This is a genomic window from Streptomyces sp. NPDC043854 (genome assembly GCF_056436005.1).
On sequence record NZ_JBWKDK010000031.1, the window covers coordinates 64285 to 82918 of the forward strand.

Below are 18634 nucleotides of genomic sequence, written 5' to 3' on the forward strand. Positions count from 1 at the left end.
AGCGAGGACCCGGTCGGCATCGGCCTTCGCCGAGGGGGGAGCGCCGTGCGCGTCGTCGTAGAGGTTGGCCAGAGCGCCATGGGGAGAGGCCCTGCCCGGGAAAGAGGAAGACCGCTCCCTTGGCCGGCATATCGGTCAGCCGGGGCATCATCGCTGCTCACCGGCGCCCGAAAGCGGAGCACAGGGTGCCGGGGTGGCCTGCTGCCAGGTCGCGGTCAGGACCGGGTAGCCGTTGGCGGGGAGTGTGGCAAGGCTGAGCAGGCCTGCCTCCAGGCGGGCCGTGCGGGGCAGTTCGGCCCCGCTTGCCGCTGCCGTGGCTTCAGGGCAGGTGCCAGAGGTGTTGCGTCATGAGGTAGAAGACGACGGCCCAGAACACGGTCACCGCGGCGACGATGCCGAGGCCTACGAGGTTGGTCTTCGCCGGCGGTTCCTCCGGCCGGGGCCACAGCCACCGCTTCAGCAGCCGGTTCACGTAGTAGGGCATCGTGAAGAAGCTCATGATGAAGCTGGACAGCAGGTTGCCGACGAGCAGCCCGAACCAGAGCGGCCACTTCAGCGGCGACAGGGCGAGCGTCAACACGACGACGGTCGGGTAGAGGCCCACCCAGACCGCGATGGCGGTCTTGGTTTCCGAGGGCGGGGGCGCTTCCTTGCCGTTCTCCTCGAAGGCGAACCAGCTGCCGAACGAGTTGTCGATCGTGCGCAGTTTGAAGTCCTTGAACTTCTCGCCTTCGGCGAGCACCTCCCGCCGCTTGTCCGACGTGAGCCAGGCGTCGAGGTGTTCGGCGTTGTCGTACCGGTACAGGGTGGTCCACTCGTCCTGGAGGCCCTCGATCGGGCGGAATATCTCGGTGCCGCGGAAGCCCTCGAACCTGCTCTCCTCCTCGCTCATGCGGCGCTGCCACTGGAGGAACTCGTCGACCTGGTCCGGACGGACGCGGTGGGTGACCACGACGGTCACGAGCGGGTCCGTCGGCTGTGTGCCGCCGCTGATCACCTGCTGGGTCGCGGGGCCGTCGAAGTACTTCTCACCGATGTCGAGGAGTCTCTGCCTGGTCGCGCCGTTGATCCACGCCTGGAGGTGGGCGACCGAGTCGAAGCGGTAGACGACGATCCAGTCGGGTTGCAGGTCGGTCGGCGGGGACACCTCGGCACCGAGGTGGCCGGCGTACCGCGCGGCGGCGGCGTTGACCTCCTCCTGCCATTTCTCGTACTCCAGTTCCATGCCCGGCCGGACCTTGTAGCCGATGATGACGGTCGCCGCGGCGTCGCGCTGCTGTTCGGTGGTCATCGTCCCGGGCCCGTCTGCGCCAGCCGGCTCTCGCTCAGCAGGCCGTAGATCCGTTCCGGAGTGAAGGGCAGTTCCCGGTAGCGGATGCCGGTGGCGTCGCGGAGCGCGTTCGCCAGCGCCGGGGCCACCGGGTTGATGCAGCACTCCGCCATCCCCTTCGAGTGCATCGCCCCGACCGAGTCCGACGAACCCACCAGGAGCAGGTCGGTGCGGGGGACGTCCGCGTAGGTGGGAATCCGGTAGTTGCGCAGGCTCGGGTTGACCATGGCGCCGTCGGCGTCGACCTGGTAGTTCTCGGTCAGCGCGAATCCGATGCCCTGGGCGACACCGCCGTCCACCTGCCCGCGGACCTGCTCGGGGTTGATGAGTATGCCTGCATCGGCCGCGTGGACGCTGTACAGGATCCGGATCTCGCCCGTCATCCGGTGGACGGCGATGCGGAATCCCTGGGTGTTGGAGGTGACGCTGCGCGGCGAGCCGTACGCCTTGCGGGCGGCAGTGAACCGGATGCCGCGTTCCCGGGCCAGGGCGACGAGCTCGGCCAGCGGGACGCGTTCGTCCCCGCAGACGACGTGGTCGTCGTCCATCGAGCACATCACGATGTGGATGCCCGTGTGCGCGGCGGCGAACTCCAGGATGCGGTCGCGCACCGCATCGGCCGCCCGGAGCACCGCGTTGCCCGCGACGAAGAGCCCGGCGCTCGCGAAGGCGCCGGTGTCGAATCCCGTGCGGTCGGTGTCGGACTGCACCAGGCGGATCCGCGACGGCACCGTCCCCAGCTGGTTGGCCGCGATCTGGACGTGCGCGGTCGACGTGCCCTCGCCGAACTCGACGGTGCCGACCGCGAGTTCGTACACGAGGTCGTCGCCGAGGGTGATCCAGGCCTCGGAGATGTGCTCGGTCGGGGGTGCGGTCTCGTGCAGGGAGCTCGCGACGCCGACCCCGGTGACCCAGCCGGGGCCCGGGGAGGGCTGGTCGGCGGTACGGGCCAGCTCGCCGGCCACGAGGTCGATGCACTTGCCGAGTCCGTCCTCGTTGAACATCACGTCGTCGGGGCCGTCGTGCATCGCGACGAGCGGATCGCCGGGGCGCACGATGTTGCGGCGGCGCAGTTCGAGCGGATCCATGTGCAGGGCGAGGGCCAGCTCGTCCATCGCCGATTCCACGGCGAAGGCCGGCTGCGTCATTCCGTAGCCGCGCAGCGCGCCGCTCGGCACCGTGTTCGTGTAGACGGAGAAGGCGTCGTACTTCTTGTTGGGGCAGCGGTAGATCATGACGGCGGCGCCGCCCGCGTACAGCGTCTCGCCGCCGTGGTTGCCGTAGGCACCGGTGTTGGACACGTTGCGCACCTGGAGTGCCGTGAGCGTGCCGTCCGCCTTCGCGCCGAGCTTGACCGTCAGCTTCATCGGATGGCGCGGCGAGGCCGTGGTGAACTCCTCCTCGCGCGTGAACTCGAGACATATGGGCAGACCGGTGTCCAGGGCGGCGAGCGCGACCAGGTCCTCCGAGATGACTTCCTGCTTGCCGCCGAAACCGCCGCCGACGCGCTTGCAGAAGACGCGGAGTTGGTCCGGGCGCAGCGCGAACAGGTAGGATAGTTTGACCTTCGCGATCGACGGCGACTGCGAGCTGGTGCGGACGTTCAGCCGGCCGTCCTCCATCCAGGCGATCGAGCCGTGGGTCTCCAGGTGGGCGTGCTGCACGCGCGGCGAGGAGTAGGTGGCCTCGTGGATCACGTCGGCTGCGGCGAACCCGGCCTCGACATCGCCGATGTGGGAGTGGATCTCCAGCAGAAGGTTGTGGACTGAGTCGCGGACGAACGGGTCCTCGGAGCCGTGCAGTTGGGGAGCACCGTCGGCCATGGCCTCTTCCGGGTCGAAGACCGCCGGCAGCACCTCGTACTCCACGGCCAGCTTCCGGCAGCCCTCCTCGGCCGCCCCGACCGTGTCGGCGAGGACGGCGGCAACGCGCTGGCCGACGAATCGGACCGTGTCGTCGAGGATGTAGGTGTCGTCGGGGTCGACGAGGTGGTCGGTGTGGATCGCCGTGGTGAAGCGCCTGCGCGGCACGTCCTCCCAGGTGTAGACGCGGTACACGCCAGGGACGGCGAGCGCGGCCGTCTTGTCGATCGAGACGATCCGGGCGTGGGCGTGCGGCGAGTGCAGCACTTTGAGGTGCAGCATGCCTTCCATGCGGGTGTCCATCGTGAACTCGGCCCGGCCGGTCACCACCTCCTCGGCGGCCGGCGCGCCGACGCTGGTTCCGACGGCCTTGCCCGGCTCGGCCGTCTGCACGCTCGTGATGCCCTTCACGGCGTCCTCGATCGACCGGTAGCCGGTGCAACGGCAGAGATTCCCCTTCAATGCCCGCGGCAGGTCCGCGTTCTGCTCCTCGGTGAAGGCCGCCGACGTCATGATCATCCCGGCGGTGCAGAAGCCGCACTGGAACCCCGGGGCATCCCGGAACCGGCGCTGCACGGGATGCAGGTCGCCGGGCGATCCGAGGCCCTCGATCGTGGTGACCTCACGGCCGTCCGCGCGGAAGGCGGGGGTGATGCAGCTGTGGACCGGGATCCCGTCCAGCCACACGGTGCACGCGCCGCAGTCCCCCGCGTCGCACCCCTTCTTGACGCCGAAATGACCGAGGGCGCGCAGGAAGGTGCGCAGGCACTGGCCGGGGTCCGGTTCTTCGTCGAAGCTCCTGCCGTTCACGAGGTAGGTCATGACCGGCCTCCCTGGATGAGCTCGCCGCGGATTTCTTCGGCGAAGTAGCCGGTCAGGTGGCGACGGTGGTCGGGGGTGCCGTTGGCGTCGGCGAACCAGACGTCGGCGGGGATGACGTCGATGCTCTGCCGCAGGGTCCGAACATCGGGCACGGTGTCGAAAGCGAGGCGGACAGGCCGTGTCGTGCCGGCGGTGATGGTGAGCAGGAAATCGCTCGTGCCGGGCGTGTTCGTACCGATGAGGAACACGGTCGAGCGGCCGAGGTGGGTCAGTGTGAACCGGCGGTGCGCGGGCCGCTTCCGCAGTGCGTGTGCCGGAATGTCGATCCGGCGCAGTATTTCCCCGGGAGCGAGGATGTTGCGGTTGTCGCCGGTCACGAAGTCGAGGGCATCGACGGTGCGTACGGACCCGTCGGCGGCCCACAGCTCGTACCGGGCCTCGAGCGCGACCGTCAGAGTGATCATCGGACCGGCGGGCAGGGACATGCAGATGTTCCCGCCGACGGTGGCCGAGTTCCAGACCTTGAACGAGGACAGGAACGCCTCGCAGGCCGTGCCGATGAGGCTGCCCGCGGTCCAGTCGGGCGGCGGTGCGAAGGCGTACAGGTCACGGATGGTGCACGTGGCGCCGATCTCGAGACCCTCGTCGCTCGGGACGAGCGGGTCCCAGGGCAGCGCCGTCAGATCGACCAGGCGGCGCAGGTCCGGCTGCTCCGCGGAGAACAGCCATGTGCCGCCCGCCAGCCAGGCATCGCCTTCGCGCCAGTCTGCACCCGGCTGGTCGGACGGCCGCCGGACGACTTCGGTAATGGTGTTGATGTCCATGGGAGAGTCACCTGCGGAAAGTCACCTGGGGAAAGCCACCTGCTCGATGCACGCAGGGAAGGGCGCCGCCTCGCGCGGCAGGACGAACCATCGGCGGCCGCTGCGCTCGCGCTCAAGGCAGGACGGTGGGCGCAGAAATCCTTTTCAGCGTACTCAGAACGGGTCGACCCTGCTCGCTCAGGGCCGGACCGGCGTCCGCCCCGCCGGGGTCCGCTGCGACTGGCGGACGTGCCGGCCACAGCGGAGTAGTCGGCGCGGCTGTCGCCGACGCGGTCGCACTCGGCGGCGCCACCACCGCCGTCACCCGATGAGTGGCCGTGCTGAAACGCTCGATGAGCCCCGTCCTCTTCGGAGGGCGGGGCTGTTTTGCGTTGTCGTGGTTCAGCTGTCCTGGCGGACCGGGGTCGGCACATACCCGTAAGGCGCCGGCGGGCGCCTGGAGTCCGGCATGTCGAGCGCGACGCCGTGGCTTGGGGGTGCGGGCGGGTTCATTCGCGGGACGGGACCCGTGCGGCGAGGTCGTGCACCAGGACGTCGATGACACCGTGCATCTCTTCCAACGTCAGCAGCGGCAACCGTTCTTCGTCGTACATGCCCGTACCCTTCGTGCTCGTGAGGGCAGCAGCGTGAGACGGCTCGGCACGGAACGTCCGGGCCTGTGGCAACGTCAGAACGAGGCGTCAGAGACGCCGTGCGGGCGCGGCAGCTTCCGTTCGCCCGTCGGCTCGGCTACGCCTAACGCGCCAGCTCCACACCGTGTGTCCCACGAGAGCCACGGCGACGACGCATGCTGCGACGCGAGTTACGTTCCAGGTCATGGCGAAAACCGGACCCTGCGAGTCCGCCTCTACGCTCAATCGCTGAGTCGCCTCGAAGAAGGCGATCAATGGAACAAGCAGACGGAACAGAAGGCCACCGACTCCGGGAGTTCGCGCTACGTTCCCCATGAGCCCCACAGGCGCACCAAACACGAAAGCCGCCATTCCCCACACGAGAATTTGCCCCTCGCTGGAGGTGCCAGACTCCATCCCATCCGGAATGGAGGTGGCGGATTTCATTCCGGCCGGAATGGTGGGATTCATGTCCTTGAAAAGGTAGTACGCGACTACACCGATGCCGAGTCCCAAAGACGCCAGCAATGCCGACTCGATTTTGGAACGGCGGAAATAGCCCACCAGCAACGCATAGCAGGCCCACGGCCAACCACTAGAAAAAACAATACTCACGGCGACGCAAACGGGATTATCCCATTTCCCGGCAACGGGGCCCACCAGGCCGAGCAGCAAACCCGCTCCGAGAGACACAGCGACCGGCACAACGCGAGCACGCGTAAATCGTATGATTTCTCTTCCCCGTTCAGTGGGTAAGTCCGAGTCGGAGGTGGCGCCGCCCTGGGGCTGCCCGGGCAACCGAACAGCCCCAGAGCGGCTCATCAACCTACCGCACCTTCCGAGGAGTTACCGCTTGGTGCGGCGATCGGAACCTAATCGACGCTGTAGTAGGTGGAGCAGGTGTAGGCGAGACCCGCAGTGAGGTTCGCGTTGGACGTGTTGCCGGCTGTGGCGTGAACGCGACGCGTACTGCCCGCGAGCTTCACCGTGGACGAGTGCCCCTTCGTCTGGTGATGGTAATTCGAGTAGCAGTACTTATTGACTACCCCGGGGCTGACCTCTCTTGCGTACCAGCCGTAACACCAGGTGCCACCGCTGGACGGGCTGAGGCATGTCCGCGACAGCGGGCTGAAAGAGCCCGTCGAAGCGTCCATCTTGAACGTCACCACACCCCATTCAGAGGGGTTGCCCAGCTCTGCAGGCGGCTGGGTGCCGTCCCCGCGGTGGTGGACGGTGACGGTGGCTCCGGAGGCGCTGGCGGTTGCAGACGCGTCCGCGGTGGCCGGCGCCGCGAGGCCTACAGTCGCGATGGCTGCGCCCGCGATGGCGAAAGCGACGGATCTACCGGCAATCTTCATGAAATTCCCTCCCCTTTTTCCCCCTGTTGGGGACGGCAGAGATCCTTCACGGGTCCGCACCTGCCGGCAAAGGAAAATTGAACCTGTTGACTCAAAGCCCCTCTGACCGATTCATGCGCTATCGTCTGGATATTTCCGCATTTCTCATCGCCTGCTTTAAGTGCCGATCGGTGGCCGGTATCTGACGTTCGGCTTGGCCTATGGCGTCGGCATGCCACCCGTCCCGTTCGCGGGATCCCGGACGCCGACGACCGCCCGGCGGCGAACTGTCCGCGATTCGGCCAACGGTCAACCGGGCACTGGCCATCTCCCGCGCACCCGTCGAACGCGGCATGGCGCGGCCATCCGGAGTTCGAGGCAGCAGAGGAAGCCGCGAGGCCGGACGAGACGGCTCCGAATGAGGGCCTGGGGGCCGTTGTTGTTGTCAGGCTCGCTGGCGTAGGGGCCGAGGCGCTGGCTGCTCGGGGCGGGGGTCGCTTCGCTGCCGGTGAGCTGAGACCAGGTGAACTCTGACGCGCATTCCCGCAGGAGGTCGTCGACCGCTGGTTCTGGGATCGTCCGGCGAATGCGATGGGGCGGGGCAGCCCGGCCTGGATGACGGCCCAGGTCGCGCGGTCGAGGACCCAGTCGGGTTCTGAAATCCCTCCAGGTTGGCGGGGTACTTTCGGGCGGGGTCGCGTCGATCGAACGGTTCGGTGTGTTCGTAGCGCTGGACGACGGCCCGGACCACCCGGTCTTCCCCGGCGTCGGGTTCATCACGATCCCCGAGCTGTCCTGGCGACACTTCGACACGGTTTCGGACGTCGTGCAGGTGGGACAGCGCGTCTCGTGCGAATTCCTCCAGTTCGACACAACGAACGGAGAGGCCAGGCTGTCCCTGCGAGCCACGCAGCCCGACCCTTTCCCCTTGTTCGCCGACGGTGCCGCGGTGGGGCAGATGCTGCAGGGACGGGTCACCAAGCTGGTCCCGTTCGGCGTCTTCGTCCAGGTCACCGACGACATCGTGGGACTGGTCCATCTGCAAGAGCTGACATGGACGCCTGTCGCGGATCCAGAGGATGTCGTCCAGGTCGGCGACAAGATCATGGTCGTCGTCACAGAGATCGACCGACAGCGACGGAGGCTGGTCCTCTCGCGACGACAGGTTTCCACACATCTCGAGTGACCCCTACCGCCTGGCCGGCACGCGCACGCGCACGCGCACACGCACTGACCATGCCGAGGCAGGGTTGATCCTGTTCCGAACTGGCTGCCTGTCCCCCGAAGTCCGGATGAGAATCGAGGCCCAAGACCGCTGACGAAGGTGAGAAGGCCGTGAGGCACACGCTGAACCTGTGGCGCCAGGAACTCGGAGAAGTGCCCGAATCAGTCTGGCAACAGACCGAGCTCCGCGTGCTGATCCTTGCGAACAACGGACTCACGGCCCTCTCACCGGAGATCGGTCGGCTCCACCAGCTGACGACCCTGGACCTTGGCCACAACGCACTCACGTCAGTACCCGACGAACTGAGCAATCTGAACGAGCTCAGCGGCTGCCTCTATTTGCACGACAACCAGCTGTCACGGATTCCGGACACTTTGGGAAACCTGACCCGGCTGCGTTACCTCAACATCAGTGAGAACTCCCTCACCGCCCTCCCCGAGGCCATCGGGAGGATGACCAGCCTCATCGAGTTCAGGGCACAGCACAACCGGCTCACCACGCTGCCCGACTCCATCGGCCGACTCCGCAACCTGCGTGAGCTCTGGCTCCGGGGAAACACGATCGAGCACTTGCCGCCGTCGATCGCTGAACTGCACGAACTTCGTCACCTGGACCTGCGCGAGAACTCCGTGGCCGAGCTACCGCGGTCACTGGCCGGCCTCCCGCGACTACGTCAGATCGACCTGCGGAGCAACCGTCTCAGCCAGCTGCCGGACTGGCTCACCCTGCTTCCATCACTGGAGAAGCTGGATCTGCGATGGAACGATATCGATCCCTCCCTACCGCTACTGACCGAGCTCGAGCGACAGGGATGCGTCGTCTTGGCATGAGCGAGACGACACGCGGTGCCGACATGGATGGTCCCCCCTCCGCCTCGTCAGATACCACGCTACAAGCGCGGCGACGGCGGCGCGTCACCTGCGAGGACGGTGCGCGTAGCTCTCGCGGGGGATGCGCCACCGTCCGGTGCACCGTGCTCCCTCCCAGGCCGTTGCGCTCCAGCAGGCGCTTCCGGTTCGCGGATGGTCTTCATCGCCGGGCAGGTCGCCTGGGATGCCGAGGGGATCACGGTTGACCTGGGCGACCTGACCGCCCAGGTCGAGCAGTGCTACCTCAGGATGCCCTCGCTCATGCCCTGCGCGCTCCGATCAGTCCTCGGAGGGCGATCCCTGGGGCGGGCGGGAAGTCACGACCCGGGCCGCGAAGTCCGCCAGTTGAGCCCGCAGCCGCTCGCGCGGCACGCCCTCCCGGCCGGCCAGACGCTCGACGAGGTCGGCCCGGGTGGCGGCGAGCAGGGCATGGGCGGTGAAGTCGCTCTCGGCCAGGCCGGGAATCTGCTCCAGCACGTCTTGGAGCAGGCTGTGCCACCGCTCGTAGTGCTCCGCCTGATAGAGGCTGCTGCTCCCGCTCTCCTCCAGGGCCAGCGCGAGGCGGCGGTTGTCGAGCTTGAAGCACAGCACGGCGTCGAGCAGGGCGGGCACGCGCTGCTGCGGTGGGGTGGCGGGCCCCAGGGGCGGCGGGCCCGCTTCCACGGCCTCCCTGATCGGTTCGAGCCGCGCCTCGTACAGCGCGCGCAGCAGCCCGGCGCGGTCGCCGAAGGCGCGGAAGAGCGTTCCTTTGCCGACGCCGGCCGCTGCCGCGATGTCGGCCATGGTGAGGTCCTCCGGGCTCTCGCAGCGGGCGAAGAGAGCGTCGGCGGCCTCCAGGACGGCCTTCCGGTTACGGGCGGCGTCCTTGCGGGGTTTGCGCTCGTTGCGCTCGGGCACAGGCACGCGGTTCCTCCAATTGCAAAGCGGACCCCGAGTCCGTATCGTCGAAACGGACCCAGGGTCCGTATTTTACGAGACGGAGGATACCCATGTCCGTACCGGCTTCTCCGGCGGATCTCTACCGCCACAGCCTGCGGCTGCTGCTCGACAAGGACATTCCCGGCTGGGTCGGCCTGTGGGCCGAGGACGGGGTGATGGAGTTCCCGTTCGCGCCCCCGGGCCGGCCCGAGCGGCTGGCAGGGAAGGAGGCCATCGCCGACTACATGCGCCCGTACCCCGACCACATCGATCTGCACGAATTCCCCGAAGCCGACCTGCGGATCCACCAGACCGTCGATCCGGAGACCATCGTGGTCGAGATGCGCGGCGTCGGCCGCCTGGTGGAGACAGGCAGCCCGTTCGACATGACCTACATCGCCGTCGTCACCGTTCAGGACGGGCGCATCACCTCCTACCGCGACTACTGGAACCCCCTCGCCGTTCTCGAACCCGGCACCGACTTCGCCGGGAGCAGCCGATGACCGTCACCCGCCCCACCACCCTGGTCATCGGCGCCACCGGCACCACCGGCAGCCGCGCCACCGCCCGGCTGACGGCCGCCGGTCACGCGGTCAGGGCGGCCGGCCGCAAGGCCACACCGGTGAGAGGAGCCGAGGCGGTCCGCTTCGACTGGTACGACCCGGGCACCCATGGCGCCGCCCTCGACGGCGTCGACCGCATCTACGTGATCCCGCCCGTGGGCGATCCCGACCCCGCAGCCGTCGTCCTGCCCTTCCTGCGCCGGGCCCACGCCGCCGGCGTGCGGCGTACGGTGCTCCTGAGCGCCTCCTCCATCCCTGAGGGCGGGCCGGCCGTGGGCCAGGTGCACCAGGCGCTGCCGGGCATCTTCGACGAGTGGGCGGTGCTGCGGCCGTCCTGGTTCATGCAGAACTTCACCGGCACGCACATGCACGCCCTCAGCATCCGTGACGAAGGCGCCATCTGGACCGCCGCCGGCAGCGGCCGCATCGGCTTCGTCGACGCCGAGGACATCGCGGCCGTAGCCGTCCACGCCCTGACCGACGAACACGCCCCCAACACCGATCTCGTCCTCACCGGACCCGAGGCACTCGGCTACGACGACATCGCCACGGTCATCACCGAGGTCACCGGCCGGCCCGTGGTCCACCGACCGCTGTCCTACGAGCGGATGCGCGATCGCCTCGCCGTCCTGATGCCGGACGAGTTCGCCGCGCTGCTGGCCGGCATGGACCGCGCCATCGCCGAGGGCGCGGAGGACCGCATCACCGACTCCGTCCAGCGCCTCACCGGCCGGCCCGCGGGCACCTTCCGCGCCCTCGTGGAACGGGAGATGCGGTGAGCCCGGCGGGCAGTTCAGGCGGTGTCGGACACCAGCCCGACCCGACCCGGTAGCCGAGGACGACCGCCTGGACCCGGTCGCGCAGGCCGAGTTCGGCCGGCCTGGCCGTGCCCAGCGGAGCCTGGTGTCGACCCGGGTGGCGGCGTAGGTGCAGTGGCAGGCGCCGTACTGGACGGCCTGATCGCGCGGATCGGCATCATCGTCGTCTCCGCCGCGGGGGTTGATCCGCACCGTCACGGCCGCGGCGCGGGAGCGGAACACGTCCGGCACGGCGTGCCGAACAACGGTCACAGGACGAGAAGGGGGAACGAGCCGTGCGCTGCGCACATCTAGCAGTGCGGCGGGGCTCCGCAGGGGCATCGCGACACGGTATCTGCACAGTGTGAGTGACAAGGCGGGGCTGGGATGAAGGCGATAACGGTGGCGGGCGGTTCTCCGGACGACCCGGAGCTCGAGAGGACCACCACGGGGGCAGGCCCTGACGACACTTCCGCGGAACCGGACAACGCGGACGTCACAGCGGCCGAGGACACGCCTGCCATCGCGCCGATCACAGCTGACGACACGGCCGAGGCCGACGCCGACCGCGCGCTCCTCACACGCGGCGCTGAGGCACCGGGCGACGAGCCCGAGAACAGGGCCGAGGCCGGCGAGCCCGAGCCTGCACGCGACACCGCCCAGCAGAAGACGGATGCCGGGGCCGACCGCACGGGCGCGGTCTCGCCGCCCACACCCGACCCTGCCGCCCGAGGCAGCGAAGCCGCGAGCAGCGGGGCGAAAGCCCGGTCCTCGGCCGGCAGCAGCACCAATACCGCGGCCGAAACCGGTGAGACGGCCGACGGCACGCAGTCCGCGCGCGGTACCGCCACGCCCGGCGACACCCCCAGGGCCAAGGCCGAAGCCGAGGCAAGGGGAAAGGCCGACCGTTCGCCCGACGTTGCGTGGCCCATGGCCGACAGCACGGCCGGGACTCGTTCCGGCGTCGAGGACAACGCCGACACTGACGCGAGGACCCCCCAGCCCGACACCGACACCGAGGCCGAGTCCGACACCGAGTCCGAGTCCGAGTCCGAGGCCGAGTCCGAGTCCGAGTCCGAGGCTGGTGCCGAGGCCGCGGGCGACACGGACACGGAAGCGGAAGCCAAGGCCGGGCAGACGGCCGACGACACGCACGTGCTCACCCTGCCCGCACGTACCGCCGCCAAGCCCGGGAGCGACACCGGGGCCGATGACGCGGAAGCCGTCGCGTCACCCGCGCCCAAGGCCTCCGCACCGGGCGATGAGCCCAGGAGCGGGACTCGACCCACCCCTGACGCCGAGGCCGACGAGAAGGCCGACGGCCCCCTGACGCCCACCCAGCCCGTACCCGACGTTGCGGGGGCGGGCTCCAAGGCCGGGTCCACACCCGCATCGGACCCCGGGGCGCCGAGCGCACCCGCCGCTGCCGCAGCGGGCAACGAACCCGAGCGCGGGCCTCGGCCCACCGCCGGCACCGGAAAGGACACCGAGCCCGAGCCGGATGACGCGCCCGCAAGCCCCACCGGGACCGCAGCCGAGGCCGACCAGAAGGCCGACGAAAAGGCCGACGGCACGCTGACACTCGCCAAGCCGGTACGCGACAGGGCCCAGGCCGGGACCAAGCCCGCGACGCGCGCCGACGCGCCGGGTGACGGGACCAAGGCCGGGGACGCCCCGGCCGCCACGACCGGCTCCGACGGCGGAGGCGAGGACACGCGAACCGTCGCCTTCCGCGCGCCCGACGCTGCCGCGACAGACCGGAAGCCCAAGGCCAACGCCGCGACGGGCACCGGCACCGGCACCGGCACCAAGGCCACGGCCGGGGACGACGGCCCGAGAGTGCCCGCGTGGGCTCGGGGAGGGGAGAGCGACTCCGAGCGGACGAGGCGGATCGCCGCCCTCAAGCCGCTCGACGTGCCGGAGCCCGCCGCGCCGCGGCCCCAGCCGCAACCCCAGGCCCCCGCGCCCACGACGCCCACGACGCCCACGACGCCCCAGCGACCGCTGGATCTGCTGGCCGAGCTCACCAACACCCCTCCCCCGCCGGAGACCCCCCGCCGGACCGCGCTGCGCCGCGTCAAGGTGTGGACGCCGATCCTGTTGCTCCTCGCCGGGGCCATTGCCGGCGCCCAGCTGCTGCGTCCGCTCCCCGCCCCCCGGCTCGTCGCCGCCGAGACCGGTCACACCGTCGACGGCCGGTTCTCCATCCCCTGGCCCGCCAAGGGCCAGGGGGCCGTCCGCATCCCCGGCTCCGGCGACATCGGCACGTTCGGCGAGCAGAAGCCCGTCCCCACGGCCAGCGTGGCCAAGGTGATGACGGCCTACGTGATCCTCAAGGGCCACTCCCTGCGCAAGAACGAGCCCGGTCCCGACATCACGGTCGACGCGAAGGCCGTGGCCGACGGCAACTCCGAGAACGAGTCCCGTATCCAGGGGCTCACGGCCGGGACGAAGTTCAGCCAGCAGGACATGCTCAAGATGCTGATGATCCCGTCGGCCAACAACGTCGCCCGCCTGCTGGCCCGCTGGGACACCGGCAGCGACTCCGAGGCCGCGTTCGTGGAGAAGATGAACGCCGCCGCCAAGGACCTCGGGATGAAGGACACCACGTACACGGACCCCAGCGGCCTGGACGCCGGCACCGTCAGCACTGCCACCGACCAGTTGAAGCTGGCCGAGGCGGTGATGAAGGACGAGGTCTTCCGCGCGATCGTCGCCATGCCCAGCGCACCCATCAAGGGGCTGGCCGAGCCGCTCATCAACAACAACAAGCTGCTCAGCGTGCAGGGGCTCAGCGTCCGCGGCATCAAGACCGGCTCCAGCACACCGGCCGGCGGAACGCTGATGTGGGCGGCGTACAAGTCGGTCGGCGACGAGACCCCGCTGATCCTCGGCACGCTGATGGAGCAGCGCGTGGAGGGCCCGGACCCGTACGCGACCGAGAGCCTGGCCCTGGTGCTGGCGAACAGCAAGAAGATCATCGAGGCGGTGCGGACGGCCCTGGCGTCCACCCCGCTCATCCGCAAGGGCGACACGGTCGGTTACGTGGACGACGGCCTCGGCGGCCGCACGCCGCTCGTGGCCACCAAGGATCTGAACGTGATCGGCGTTCCGGGCCAGCAGTTCAAGCTCACCCTCGCCACCGGCGCCGGCGCCTCACCGCTGCCGCACAAGGCGAAGGCCGGCACGGAGGTCGGCACCCTGACGGCCGGTGACGGTGAAGGGGCCAAGAGCGTGCCGGTGGCCGTCCGGAACGCCCTGACCGAGCCCTCCGTCGGCGCCCGGCTCACCCGCCTCGGCTGAGCGGGCCCGCCCGCCGGCTCGGCCGTGGGGCCGGGCCGGCGGGCGGGATCCGGGAGGGTGTCAGAGGCCACTCGTGAACAGCCGCCGGTTGGGGCTGGTCTCAACAGCTGTGCGAGCTACGCGAACTGTGCGAGCTCCGCGGTGCCTGTGGTGCTACGTCGTGGTGTTGCGGAGCACCGACACCGTGTCCGCCATTATGTTCGGCGTCACCAGGTCGGGGCGGCTGTCTTCGTTGAGATCGCCCGCCGCGATGGAGAACGGGTAGTCGCCGACGGTGAAGTCGCTTCGGGTCGAGAACGTGCCGGTCCCGGTCCCGGGCAGTACGGAGACGTTGTTTGCGGCGACGTTGGGTGTGGCGAGGTCGATGTTGCCGTCGCCGTCGAAGTCGGCGGCGACAAGACCGAAGGGCGCCCAGTCGGTGGTGTAGTCGGTCTTGGCGTCGAAGGTGCCGTCGCCGTTGCCCAGCAGGACGGACGCCGACTGGGCATCGAGGTTCGCGGTTGCCAGGTCCAGGTTTCCGTCCTCGTCGAAGTCCGCTGTCACCAGACCGGTTGGTTGCCCTGCGGTGGTGTAGTCGGTCTTGGCGTCGAAGGTGCCGTTGCCGTTGCCCAGCAGCACCGACACCGAATCGGCTCCCTGGTTGGACACGGCCAGGTCGAGGTTGCCGTCTTCGTCGAAGTCGCCTGCCAGCACGCCGAATGGATAGGTGCCGGTGGTGTAGTCGGTCTTGGCGTCGAGGGTGCCGTCGCCGTTGCCCAGCAGGACGGAGACGGAGTCGGCGTCCGCTGCCGTGGCGGCGACGTCGAGGTTTCCGTCCTCGTCGAAGTCGCCGATCGCGGCCTTGTACGGGCTGGCTGCGGTGGTGTAGTCGGTCTTGGCACCGAAGGTGCCGTCGCCGTTGCCCAGCAGCACCGACAGCGTGTTGGCAAGGTTGTTGAGAACGACCAGGTCGGTGTCGCCGTCCTCGTTGAGGTCACCGGTCGCCACGCCGAAGGGGCCGGTGCCGGTGGTGTAGTCGGTCTTGGCATCCAAGGTGCCGTCGCCGTTGCCGAGCAGGACGGAGATCGAATTGGCGCTGAAGTTGACGGAGGCCACGTCCTCGAATCCGTCGCCGTCGAAGTCCGTCACGGTCACGGCCAGGGGTTCGCCTGCCGTGGCGTACTGCACATGGGTGGCGAACGTCGGTGCGCCCGCCCAGGCAAGGCCTTGAGTGGTGGCCAGCACTATGGCGGTCAGCACGGCAGTCACCGCGCTCCGTGCGCCTGTTCCGATTCTTCTGGCCGGATGTTGTCGCAGCACGGCGCCTCCTTACAGGGGCGTTGTTTCAGGGGGGTCGCATGTGCCGGGGCGTCGCGTGGGCACCCTGAAGAGGGTCCATTCCTGCAGGCCAGAGCAGGAGGAATGGTGATATGGAAGCACTACGTACGTTCCTCGCTGCACATACACGCCGTCAATGAGTTGATCGGTGTCTGGATATCGACTCGGGGCAAACTCGTCGCCCGTGGCCGGCGCGCACAGGCCGGTATCGTGCGCCGGAGCCGCCGTGCCGTGTGGACAACCGCAAGCCCCCTGGCATCTCAAATGCCCGCCGGCGGTCGCCCAGGGCCGGATGGGCGAATGTAGGGCACGGCCTTGGAGTCTGAAGCGAACGCCTTCGGGTGCGGCGGGGCCGATACTGATACACGGCTGGGGGCAAGCTGATCCAGCCAGGAGTGATGAATGAGAGTTTCGTCCGTAGTAGTGGTGGCCGCTGTGTCTGTGGTGGCGTCGGCTGTGGTGTCCTCGGCGTGGGCCGTGGACACCAACACGACGTTCGTCGTCCAAGGCGGGGCACTGACGGTGTCCGCTCCGCCCGACGCATCGCTGCCGAACGTCGACATCGGTGACACGACCTCCGGGCAGATCGGGCCGGTCACCGTCAATGACGGGCGCGGTGTGGTGCCGGCTCCCTGGACCGCGTCCGTTTCCTCGACCGACTTCACCACCGGCGGGGGCAGCCCCAACGAGACGGTCCCCAACAACAATGTGACCTACTGGTCGGGCCCCGCGACGAGCATGGAAGGCAGCGGAACCTTCACCCCCGGACAGCCCACTGCGGGCGACGCCGTGACCCTTGACACGACGCGTACCGCGTTCTCTCACACGGGAGGTGGCGGCGCCAACACCGCGACCTGGAATCCCACGCTCAGCATCGACGTTCCCACCACCGCCGCGGCCGGCGAGTACACCGGCACGATCACTCACTCGGTGGCCTGAGCCGCATGCGATTTCTGCTCACCGTTCTGGTGGTGGCCGGGCTCTGGCTGCTCGGCCAGCCGGCCACGGCCGATCCGAGGCCGCCCGCCCCCCATCTCAACCTGGGTGTCAAGCTTCTCGAGGCCCCGGTTGACCGCAGGGACGACCCCCGGGCATCGAGCTACATCATCGACCACCTCCCGCCCGGCGCTGTGATCCGCCGCAGCATCCTGGTGGTCAACGACAATCCCCGGCCCCTGAGGATTCGGCTCTACCCGGGAGCGGCCAACATCCGCGCAGGCCGGTTCGCGTTCGCCCCCGCCGGCAAGCGAAACGAGCTCACCACCTGGATCTCCCTGAACCGGACCCGCCTTGAGCTGGGACCGCACGAGACGGCCGAAGCGCGAGCGACGATCCACGTACCCCGCAGGGCTTCCCGAGGAGAGCGTTACGCGGTGATCTGGGCCGAACACCGTACCGCCCCGGGGCCGGGCGCCAACATCGGCATGGTCAACCGTGCCGGCATCCGCGTCTATCTCGACGTCGGTCCCGGTGGGGAGCCACCCTCCGACTTCGAGATCACCAAGCTCATCCCGGCCCGTGGTCCAGGCGGCGTCCCCCAGCTCAGGGCGCAGGTACGCAACACCGGAGCCCGCGCCGTGGACATCAGCGGCAGGCTGACGCTCCGCAACGGCCCGGACGGTCTGACCGCCGGACCCTTCACGAGCAATCACGGCCCCACGCTCAAACCCCGCGACGTCGCACAGACCACCTTCACCCTGGGAAGCAGCCTGCCCAAAGGGCCCTGGACCGCCGAAGTCACCCTGCGCAGCGGACTCCTCGAGCAGACGGCTTCCGCCCGCCTCACCTTCCCGGACAGAGGAGAAGGCCGCCCGGTGGCCGCCCAGCTCCTCTCCGGCGAACCCTCGCTCATGCTCTGGATAGGCGGCGGAGTCCTCGTCGCTCTCGCCCTCTTGACCACCGCCCTGCGCAGACGACAAGCAAACGCCTCGCGAACCGGCTGACGAACCGAAACGAACCCACCTCCGTGCATCCCCACCTCCTCACCGCCGCGCTCCTCGCGGCGGCCATCGCCCCGCCAAGCCCCGGCCCCACGCCCTCCCCCGTGGAAACGGAACCCGTGCAAGTTCTTGTCGTGAGCATCACCGCCCCCACCACAGCCGACCTCGGATCAGCAGCCATCGGAGGCACTCGCAGCGCACAACTGGGAACCGTCCGGGTCAACGGCAACCAGCAGACCACCTGGAACGCCACCGTGACCGCGACCGCCATGACCACGACCGGGGGCACGATCCCCAACGCCAACATCGCCTACTGGTCCGGCCCGCGCACCGCCTCCACCGGGGCCGGAACCTGCATCCCGGGCCAGCTCAACGCCGGCCAGGCCGTCACCTTGAACTCCCCCCAGATCGCGTTCCGCAGAAGCGGCGGCACCAACAGCCACAGCTGCAGCTGGAACCCCACCCTCATCATCACCGTGCCCACCACAGCCGTCGCAGGAACCTACACAGGCACCATCACCCACTCCGTGGCCTGACCCCGGACGGCACGCTGCGCACCCCGCCGGGTACGGATTCCTCTGCTACGCAGTCGAGCCGACAGCCCCGCCGAGGTCCACCATCCGCACGAGTGTGGTTTCGATGTCCTTGCGGGTGGTGCGAGGGTTGGTCATGCACAGGCGGATGGCGTTGCGCCCGTCGACGACGGTGGTCATCGCCAGAGCATGGCCGTCCTGGCGCAACCGCACGGCGAGGGTGGCGTTGTGTGAGTCCACGGCCTCGTCGGCCAGCCGGGGAGGCCTGTGCCGCAGGCAGACCACAGCAAGGTTGCGGCTGACCAGTTCGAGTTGCGGCTGCCGGCGAACACACTCGGTGTTTCGCCCGACGGCAAGGGCCGCTCAGATTCTCGTTTGAGCTT

Annotated in this window: 16 protein-coding genes and 1 pseudogene; 9 read left to right on the forward strand and 8 right to left on the reverse strand. The window is 69.0% G+C overall.

From position 1 onward, the window contains the following. Window positions 1-319: 319 nt before the first annotated feature. From AC068A_RS25445 to AC068A_RS25465, 5 genes are all read right to left on the reverse strand, one after another. On the reverse strand, window positions 320-1291 hold the full coding sequence (locus tag AC068A_RS25445; RefSeq protein WP_478588514.1) for an antibiotic biosynthesis monooxygenase: 972 nt from the start codon (window positions 1289-1291) through the stop codon (window positions 320-322). Continuing rightward, complete coding sequence (locus AC068A_RS25450; RefSeq protein ID WP_478588516.1) at window positions 1288-4014, reverse strand: molybdopterin-dependent oxidoreductase; 2727 nt, start codon at window positions 4012-4014, stop codon at window positions 1288-1290. The genes AC068A_RS25445 and AC068A_RS25450 overlap by 4 nt, the downstream gene beginning before the upstream one ends. Then, entirely contained in the window at window positions 4011-4838 is an 828-nt protein-coding gene (locus AC068A_RS25455) for an FAD binding domain-containing protein (RefSeq protein WP_478588518.1), read from the reverse strand. Before AC068A_RS25455 ends, AC068A_RS25450 begins: the two co-directional genes overlap by 4 nt. 680 nt (window positions 4839-5518) lie before the next feature. Next, the gene (locus AC068A_RS25460) at window positions 5519-6124 is read right to left on the reverse strand and encodes a hypothetical protein (protein WP_478588520.1); all 606 of its coding nucleotides are present in this window, start codon (window positions 6122-6124) and stop codon (window positions 5519-5521) included. 197 nt (window positions 6125-6321) lie between these two features. Then, the gene (locus tag AC068A_RS25465; RefSeq protein WP_478588521.1) at window positions 6322-6807 is read right to left on the reverse strand and encodes a lactococcin 972 family bacteriocin; all 486 of its coding nucleotides are present in this window, start codon (window positions 6805-6807) and stop codon (window positions 6322-6324) included. Window positions 6808-7441: 634 nt separating this feature from the next. Between AC068A_RS25465 and AC068A_RS25470 the strand changes: the two genes are divergently transcribed. The 3 genes and pseudogenes from AC068A_RS25470 to AC068A_RS25480 form a co-directional block, all read left to right on the forward strand. Next, window positions 7442-7972, forward strand: coding sequence for a S1 RNA-binding domain-containing protein (locus AC068A_RS25470; protein ID WP_478588558.1), 531 nt, complete (start codon window positions 7442-7444; stop codon window positions 7970-7972). Between the two features lie 149 nt (window positions 7973-8121). Next, entirely contained in the window at window positions 8122-8841 is a 720-nt protein-coding gene (locus AC068A_RS25475) for a leucine-rich repeat domain-containing protein (protein WP_478588523.1), read from the forward strand. A 99-nt stretch (window positions 8842-8940) separates the two neighbouring features. Further along, window positions 8941-9153 (forward strand): annotated as a pseudogene (locus AC068A_RS25480) (hypothetical protein); the annotation flags it as partial. Window positions 9154-9159: 6 nt separating this feature from the next. On the opposite strand, the gene AC068A_RS25485 reads toward AC068A_RS25480, so the two are convergent. Beyond that, a complete protein-coding gene (locus AC068A_RS25485; protein WP_478588560.1) occupies window positions 9160-9777 on the reverse strand; it encodes a TetR/AcrR family transcriptional regulator in 618 nt (205 codons plus the stop codon). A 92-nt stretch (window positions 9778-9869) separates the two neighbouring features. Between AC068A_RS25485 and AC068A_RS25490 the strand changes: the two genes are divergently transcribed. The 3 genes from AC068A_RS25490 to AC068A_RS25500 all read left to right on the forward strand — a co-directional run bounded on the left by AC068A_RS25490 (window position 9870) and on the right by AC068A_RS25500 (window position 14461). Continuing rightward, window positions 9870-10301, forward strand: coding sequence for a nuclear transport factor 2 family protein (locus AC068A_RS25490; protein WP_478588525.1), 432 nt, complete (start codon window positions 9870-9872; stop codon window positions 10299-10301). Then, window positions 10298-11140 (forward strand): NAD(P)H-binding protein, encoded by an 843-nt coding sequence (locus AC068A_RS25495; protein WP_478588526.1) that lies wholly within the window; start codon window positions 10298-10300, stop codon window positions 11138-11140. The genes AC068A_RS25490 and AC068A_RS25495 overlap by 4 nt, the downstream gene beginning before the upstream one ends. 405 nt (window positions 11141-11545) lie before the next feature. After that, window positions 11546-14461, forward strand: coding sequence for a D-alanyl-D-alanine carboxypeptidase (locus AC068A_RS25500; RefSeq protein ID WP_478588528.1), 2916 nt, complete (start codon window positions 11546-11548; stop codon window positions 14459-14461). A 153-nt stretch (window positions 14462-14614) separates the two neighbouring features. On the opposite strand, the gene AC068A_RS25505 is transcribed toward AC068A_RS25500, so the two are convergent. After that, entirely contained in the window at window positions 14615-15700 is a 1086-nt protein-coding gene (locus AC068A_RS25505; protein WP_478588530.1) for an FG-GAP repeat domain-containing protein, read from the reverse strand. Window positions 15701-16204: 504 nt separating this feature from the next. Between AC068A_RS25505 and AC068A_RS25510 the strand changes: the two genes are divergently transcribed. The 3 genes from AC068A_RS25510 (at window position 16205) to AC068A_RS25520 (ending at window position 18254) form a co-directional block, all read left to right on the forward strand. Beyond that, window positions 16205-16717: a hypothetical protein gene (locus tag AC068A_RS25510; protein WP_478588532.1), complete on the forward strand. Its 513-nt coding sequence runs from the start codon at window positions 16205-16207 to the stop codon at window positions 16715-16717. Between the two features lie 5 nt (window positions 16718-16722). Further along, window positions 16723-17721 (forward strand): COG1361 family protein, encoded by a 999-nt coding sequence (locus AC068A_RS25515; RefSeq protein WP_478588534.1) that lies wholly within the window; start codon window positions 16723-16725, stop codon window positions 17719-17721. A gap of 131 nt (window positions 17722-17852) precedes the next feature. Further along, window positions 17853-18254 carry a hypothetical protein gene (locus tag AC068A_RS25520; protein WP_478588536.1) on the forward strand — a complete coding sequence of 134 codons (402 nt, stop codon included), beginning with the start codon at window positions 17853-17855 and terminating at the stop codon, window positions 18252-18254. A gap of 45 nt (window positions 18255-18299) precedes the next feature. Here the strand turns inward: AC068A_RS25520 and AC068A_RS25525 are convergent, their stop codons facing one another. Beyond that, window positions 18300-18491: a hypothetical protein gene (locus tag AC068A_RS25525; RefSeq protein ID WP_478588538.1), complete on the reverse strand. Its 192-nt coding sequence runs from the start codon at window positions 18489-18491 to the stop codon at window positions 18300-18302. Window positions 18492-18634: the final 143 nt, after the last annotated feature.